At 66.5% G+C, this 6,687-nt stretch carries 4 protein-coding genes and 1 pseudogene; all 5 read left to right on the top strand.

What is annotated here, in order from left to right; translation table 11 throughout:
- Positions 1 to 197 (top strand): annotated as a pseudogene (locus A5634_RS15065) (ESX secretion-associated protein EspG); the annotation flags it as partial.
- A gap of 272 nt (positions 198 to 469) precedes the next feature.
- Positions 470 to 1,981: a type VII secretion integral membrane protein EccD gene (eccD, locus tag A5634_RS15060; RefSeq protein WP_065144850.1), complete on the top strand. Its 1,512-nt coding sequence runs from the start codon at positions 470 to 472 to the stop codon at positions 1,979 to 1,981.
- Positions 1,959 to 3,776, top strand: coding sequence for a type VII secretion-associated serine protease mycosin (gene mycP, locus A5634_RS15055; protein ID WP_065144849.1), 1,818 nt, complete (start codon positions 1,959 to 1,961; stop codon positions 3,774 to 3,776). Before eccD ends, mycP begins: the two co-directional genes overlap by 23 nt.
- Positions 3,773 to 4,996, top strand: coding sequence for a type VII secretion protein EccE (gene eccE / locus A5634_RS15050; protein WP_065144848.1), 1,224 nt, complete (start codon positions 3,773 to 3,775; stop codon positions 4,994 to 4,996). The genes mycP and eccE overlap by 4 nt, the downstream gene beginning before the upstream one ends.
- Positions 4,993 to 6,687 (top strand): type VII secretion AAA-ATPase EccA (gene eccA, locus A5634_RS15045; RefSeq protein ID WP_065144847.1); only part of this gene is annotated, 1,695 nt, incomplete at its 3' end. The genes eccE and eccA, both read left to right, overlap by 4 nt.

Raw genomic sequence — 6,687 nt, 5'->3', positions numbered from 1 at the left:
GACCCAGCGCGTCCGTGTTGTCCCTCAAAGACGGGTCGGGCGGCCGCATCGCGCTGTACCAACAGGCACGCACGGCCGGCTCCGGCGAGGCATGGCTGGCTATTTGTCCGGCCACCCCGCAGCTGGTGCAGGTGGGGGTCAAGACCGTTTTGGACACTTTGCCGTACGGCGAGTGGAAAACACACAGCAGGGTTTAACAACGCCGTTACCAAACGCGCAGTGCAACAACGTTTTTGAACATAAAATGCGAGTGTGATGCCGACACGGCATACTGCTTTCGAAGCGGACTGCAAAACTGAATGCATTACGTCCCGACAACAACAAATAACCGCGAGGCGAGGCAAATGAAAATGGAGTCAGTCCAGTCGCTGCTCCACGGCGGCACAGGCGCCGCGGTGAGTGCACTGACACAGACCCCCACGCGGCCGACATCTATCCACAGAATCGTTATGGCAGGGGGTGCAGGACGATGACCGCAGTAGCTGATGCGCCACAGACTGATATTGAGGGCATTTCGTCGCCTCGGGCCGTCGTCGTCGGCATCATGGCCGGCGAGGGCGTTCAGATCGGCGTGTTGCTGGATGCCAACGCCCCGGTGTCGGTGATGACCGACCCGCTGTTGAAGGTGGTCAACAGCCGGCTCCGGGAACTGGGGGAGACCCCGTTGGATGCCACCGGTCGGGGCCGGTGGGCGCTGTGCCTGGTCGAGGGGACCCCGCTGCGCGCCACTCAGTCGCTGACCGAGCAGGACATCTACGACGGTGACCGGCTCTGGATCCGGTTCATTCCGGACAGCGAACACCGATCGCAGGTCATCGAGCACATCTCGACGGCCGTCTCGTCCAACCTCAGCAAGCGGTTCGCTTCCATCGACCCGATTGTCGCGGTTCAGGTCGGTGCCAGCATGGTGGCGACCGGCGTGGTGCTGGCATCAGGCGTGCTGGGGTGGTGGCGCTGGCACCACAACACCTGGTTGACCACGATCTTCGCCGCGATCGTCGCCGTCCTCGTGCTGACGGTGTCGGTGCTGCTGCTGATGCGGGCCAAGACGGACGCGGACCGCCGCGTTGCCGACATCCTGCTGATGAGCGGACTCGTTCCACTTACGGTGGCGTCCGCCGCGGCACCGCCCGGCCCGGTTGGTGCCCCGCAAGCCGTCCTGGGCTTCGGTGTCCTCACCGTCGCCGCGACGCTGGCGCTGCGGTTCACCGGTCGTCGGCTGTCGATCTACACCGCGGTCGTGACCATCTGCGGCCTGACGACGATCGCCAGTGTGGCGAGGATGGTGGCGGCCACCAGTGCGGTGACGTTGCTGTCTTGCTTGGTACTGACCTGCGTGATCCTGTACCACGCCGCGCCGGCACTGTCCCGGCGGTTCGCCGGCATCCGCCTGCCGGTGTTCCCGTCAGCCACCAGCCGGTGGGTGTTCGAGGCCCGTCCCGACCTGCCGACGACGGTGGTGCGGTCAGAGGGCGGTCCGCCGACGCTGGAAGGGCCGGCGTCGGTCCGCGATGTGCTGCTGCAGGCCGAGCGGGCACGCTCGTTCTTGAGCGGTCTGCTGGTGGGACTCGGCGTCCTGATGGTCGTGTGCCTGACCGCCCTTTCCAACCCGCACACGAACGAGCGTTGGCTGCCCCTGCTGCTGGCCGGCTTCAGCGCCGGGTTCCTGATGCTGCGTGGCCGTTCGTACGTCGACCGCTGGCAATCCATCACCTTGGCCGCTACCGCCGTGATCATCATCGCCGCGGTGCTGGTGCGCTACGCGCTGGTACTGGCCTCGCCCTTGTCGGTGTCCGTCGCGGCGGCCATCCTGGTTGCGCTGCCGACCGCGGGCCTGACCGCCGCGGCAGTTGTGCCCAACACCATTTACAGCCCGCTGTTCCGCAAGTTCGTGGAGTGGTTGGAATACCTCTGCCTGATGCCGATCTTCCCGCTGGCATTGTGGTTGATGAATGTCTATGCAGCTATTCGATACCGCTAGCCGCCGCTCGCGGCGCGGTCGCGCGATGAGCGCGGCCGTCGCCGCGATGCTGCTTTGTTCGGGTGCACTAGCCGGTATGCCGGCCGCGCACGCCATCTCGCCCCCGACGATAGATCCGGGGGCGTTGCCGCCGGATGGCCCACCTGGACCCGTGGCACCCATGAAGCAGAACTCCTACTGCACCGAGGTCGGGGTGATGCCGGGCACCGACTTCAAAGTGCCGCCGAAGTACATGGAGATGTTGAACCTCAAGGAGGCGTGGCAGTTCGGGCGTGGTGAAGGCATCAAGGTTGCCGTCATCGATACCGGCGTGACCCCGCACCCCCGGCTGCCGCGGCTGATCCCGGGCGGCGACTACGTGATGGCCGGCGGGGACGGGCTCTCGGACTGCGACGCTCACGGCACGCTGGTTGCGTCGATGATCGCTGGCGCTCCCGCCAACGGCGCGGCACCCCCGCCGGCGTCGCCTAGGCGGCCGGTGACCATTCCCACCACCGAAAAGCCACCACCTCCGCAGACGGTGACCCTGTCACCGGTGCCGGGTCCGACCATCACGGTGATTCCGGCGCCAGCGCCGTCAGAAGGTGCGCCACCAGGACCGGGACCGGCACCAGGTCCCGGGCAGGCGCCGTCCGCCAATCATGGCGGTGGCACCGTGACCATTCCGGGTTACTCCGGCGGCGGGAAGGTACGTCCCGTTGTCGTTGGGTCCGACCCCCGGACCCCGTTCCCGTTGGCCCCCACGACAACGACGACATCGCCGTCCTCGACCTCCTCGACATCGGTACCCCCGCCACCTCCGCCGGGACCGAGTCCGCAAGCGGCACCACCGCCGGACGCCTTCAGCGGGGTCGCCCCCGAGGTAGAGGTGATCTCGATTCGGCAGTCCAGCCAGGCGTTCGGGCTCAAGGACGCCTACACCGGTGACGAAGATCCGCAAACGGCCGCCAAGATCGACAACGTTGAGACGATGGCCCGCGCCATCGTGCATGCTGCCAACATGGGAGCGTCGGTGATCAACATTTCCGATGTGTCCTGCATGAGCGCCCGCAACGTGATCGATCAGCGCGTCCTGGGTGCCGCCGTGCGCTACGCGGCGGTCGACAAGAACGCGCTGATCGTGGCCGCGGCCGGCGACAGCAGCAAGAAAGACTGCAAGCAGAACACGATCTTCGACCCGCTGTCGCCCGGTGACCCACGCGCCTGGAACGCCGTCACGACGGTTGTGACACCTTCGTGGTTCAGCGATTACGTCCTCACCGTCGGGGCGGTCGACACCAACGGCCAGCCGCTGTCGCAGATGAGCATCGCCGGGCCGTGGGTTTCGATATCCGCACCGGGTACCGACGTCATGGGCCTCTCGCCCCGTGACGACGGGCTGATCAACGCGATCGACGGCCCGGACAACACGTTGCTGGTTCCGGCGGGCACGAGTTTTGCCACGGCGATTGTGTCGGGCGTGGCTGCACTGGTGCGCGCCAAGTTCCCCGAGCTCTCGGCGTACCAGATCATGCAGCGGCTGATCCACACGGCCAGGCCGCCCGCCCGTGGCGTCGACAACCAGGTCGGATACGGTGTGGTCGACCCCGTCGCGGCATTGACATGGGATGTCCCGCAAGGACCGCCCCAGGCACCCAAGCAACTCTCGGCGCCGCTGTCGCTGCCGAAACCGCCCGCCCCGCGCAACATGGCGCCGGTGTGGGTGGCCACGGGCGGCCTGGCAGCGGCACTACTGATAGGCGGAGCAGTGTTCGGTACAGCGACATTGATGCGACGATCGCGGAAACAACGATGAAGGCCCAGCGCAAGTTCGGGTTGGCGTTGTCGTGGCCGCGCGTGACCGCGGTGTTCCTGGTCGACGTGCTCATCCTGGTGATCGCCAGCCATGCGCCGCAGTCGTGGCAGGGCGAGAACCGCATCGCATGGTGGGTCGGCGTCGGTGTCGCGGTGCTGGTGACACTGCTCTCGCTTGTCACCTATCACGGCATCACGGTGACTTCCGGGTTGGCCTCCTGGTTGTGGGATTGGTCGGCCGACCCGGGTACCGCGCTGGGCGCCGGATGCACGCCGGCGATCGACTACAAGCGCAAGTTCGGCCGCGACACAGTAGGCGTGCGCGAGTACCGCGGCCTGCTGGTGGCGGTCGTCGAGGTTGACGGCGGCGACGGCGATGCGTCGGGTCGGCACCGACACCGGTCCGTCTCGTCGGGGGGGGCCCCGTTCCTGCCGGTGGCGGCCGTCGCGGATGGGTTGCGCCAGTTCGATATTCACTTGGACGGCATCGACATCGTGTCCGTGCAGGTGCGCGGTGGGGCGGCAGCCGCAAAGGCGTCGGCCTCGCTGGCGGAGTGGGGCCCGGAGGGCTGGGAGGCGAACGAGGGGGCCGGCGATCGGTCCGCCCCGGACCGTCGCCGCACCTGGTTGGTGCTGCGGATGAACCCGCAGCGCAACGTGGCCGCCGTGGTGTGCCGCGACTCGCTGGCGTCGACCTTGGTGGCTGCCACCGAGCGACTGGTCCAGGATCTGGACGGACAAACCTGTGCGGCTCGCCCGTTGACCGCCGACGAACTGGCCGAGGTCGACAGCGCGGTGCTGGCGGACCTGGAACCGACCTGGAGCCGGCCGGGGTGGCGTCACCTGAAGCACTTCAATGGCTTCGTCACCAGTTTCTGGGTGTCACCTTCTGACATCGACTCCGAAAAGCTGGACCAGTTGTGGCTGATGGATGCCCCGGAAGTGGGAGCGACCGTCCTCACCATCCGACTGACCACCCGGGCCGGGCGCCCGCAACTGTCGGCGTTCGTGCGCTACCACAGCGAGGGCCGAGTGCCCAAAGACCTCACGGCAGGGCTCAACCGGCTCACCGGTCGCCAATTGGCGGCCGTCCGCGCCAGCCTGCCCGCCCCCTCTAGTCGCCCACAATTGGTCGTGCCGGGCCGCGACCTCAAAGACCACGACGAGCTGGAGTTGCCAGTGGCTCAGGAGCCGGAGCACGTAGGCTCAGCACCGCTATGACCCGAGCGCAGTCAGCTGCGGACGATGCCAGAAACGCCATGGTGGCGGGCTTGTTGGCGTCCGGAATCTCGGTCAACGGACTGCAGCCCAGTCATAACCCCCAGGTCGCCGCGCAGATGTTCACGACCGCGACAACGCTGGATCACGGGATGTGCGACGCCTGGCTGGCGCGGATACTGGCCGGGGATCAAAGCATCGAGGTGCTCGCCGGTGCGTGGTCGGCCGTAAGGACATTCGGCTGGGAGACCCGCCGGCTGGGTGTCACCGACTTACAGTTCCGTCCCGAGGTTTCCGACGGGTTGTTCCTGCGACTGGCGGTGACCAGCGTGGACTCGCTGGCGTGCGCGTACGCAGCAGTGCTGGCCGAAAACAAGCGGTACAAAGAGGCCGCGGACCTGCTCGACACCACCGACCCGCGGCATCCCTTCGACGCCGAGCTGGTGAGCTACGTGCGCGGCGTTCTGTACTTCCGCACCAAACGGTGGCCGGATGTGCTGGCGCAGTTTCCCGAGGCGACCCCGTGGCGACACCCAGAACTGAAGGCGGCGGGGGCGGCGATGGCCACCACCGCGTTGGCGTCGCTGGGGGTTTTCGAGGAAGCCTTCCGACGTGGCCAGGAAGCCATCGAAGGTGACCGGGTACCTGGGGCGGCCAACATCGCCCTTTACACCCAGGGCATGTGCTTGCGCCACGTCGGCCGGGAGGAGGAAGCCGTCGAACTGCTGCGCCGCGTGTACTCGCGCGACGCAAAGTTCACCCCGGCGCGGGAAGCGCTGGATAACCCCAACTTCCGGCTGGTGCTGACCGACCCCGAGACGATCGAGGCGCGCACCGACCCGTGGGATCCGGACAGCGCACCGACCCGCGCGCAAGCCGAGGCGGCTCGGCACGCCGAAGAGGCGGCGAAGTACCTGGCCGAAGGTGACGCCGAACTCAACGCAATGCTCGGCATGGCCCAGGCCAAGAAGGAAATCAAGCTCATCAAGTCGACCACCAAGGTCAACCTGGCGCGCGCCAAGATGGGGCTGCCGGTTCCGGTGACGTCCCGGCACACGCTGCTGTTGGGGCCGCCCGGTACCGGAAAGACCTCGGTAGCAAGGGCTTTCACCAAGCAGCTGTGCGGGTTGACCGTCCTGCGCAAGCCGCTGGTGGTGGAGACCAGCCGCACCAAGCTGTTGGGCCGCTACATGGCCGATGCCGAGAAGAACGCCGAAGAGATGCTCGAAGGCGCCCTCGGTGGTGCCGTCTTCTTCGACGAGATGCACACGCTGCACGAGAAGGGCTATTCGCAGGGCGACCCGTACGGCAACGCAATCATCAACACCTTGCTGCTTTACATGGAGAACCACCGCGACGAACTGGTGGTGTTCGGAGCCGGGTATGCCAAGGCGATGGAAAAGATGCTCGAGGTGAATCAGGGCCTGCGACGGCGCTTTTCGACGGTCATCGAGTTCTTCAGTTACACGCCCGAAGAGCTGGTCGCGTTGACGATCCTGATGGGCAACGAGAACGAAGACGTGATCACCGAGCACGAGGCCGCGATCTTGCTGCCGTCCTACACCAAGTTCTACTCCGATGAAACCTATTCCGAGGACGGCGATCTGATTCGCGGCATCGACATGCTGGGCAACGCCGGCTTTGTCCGCAACGTGGTGGAGAAGGCGCGCGATCACCGCAGTTTCCGGCTGGAC

The organism is Mycobacterium asiaticum, from assembly GCF_001673365.1.
Lineage (GTDB): Bacteria > Actinomycetota > Actinomycetes > Mycobacteriales > Mycobacteriaceae > Mycobacterium > Mycobacterium asiaticum_A.
This window is presented reverse-complemented; position numbering and strand designations above follow the sequence as displayed.

Bases quoted from the DNA above. Each gene is read 5' to 3' on its own strand.
- eccD (WP_065144850.1), top strand. From the start codon at position 470: ATGACCGCAGTAGCTGATGCGCCACAGACTGATATTGAGGGCATTTCG.
- eccE (WP_065144848.1), top strand. From the start codon at position 3,773: ATGAAGGCCCAGCGCAAGTTCGGGTTGGCGTTGTCGTGGCCGCGCGTG.
- mycP (WP_065144849.1), top strand. From the start codon at position 1,959: ATGCAGCTATTCGATACCGCTAGCCGCCGCTCGCGGCGCGGTCGCGCG.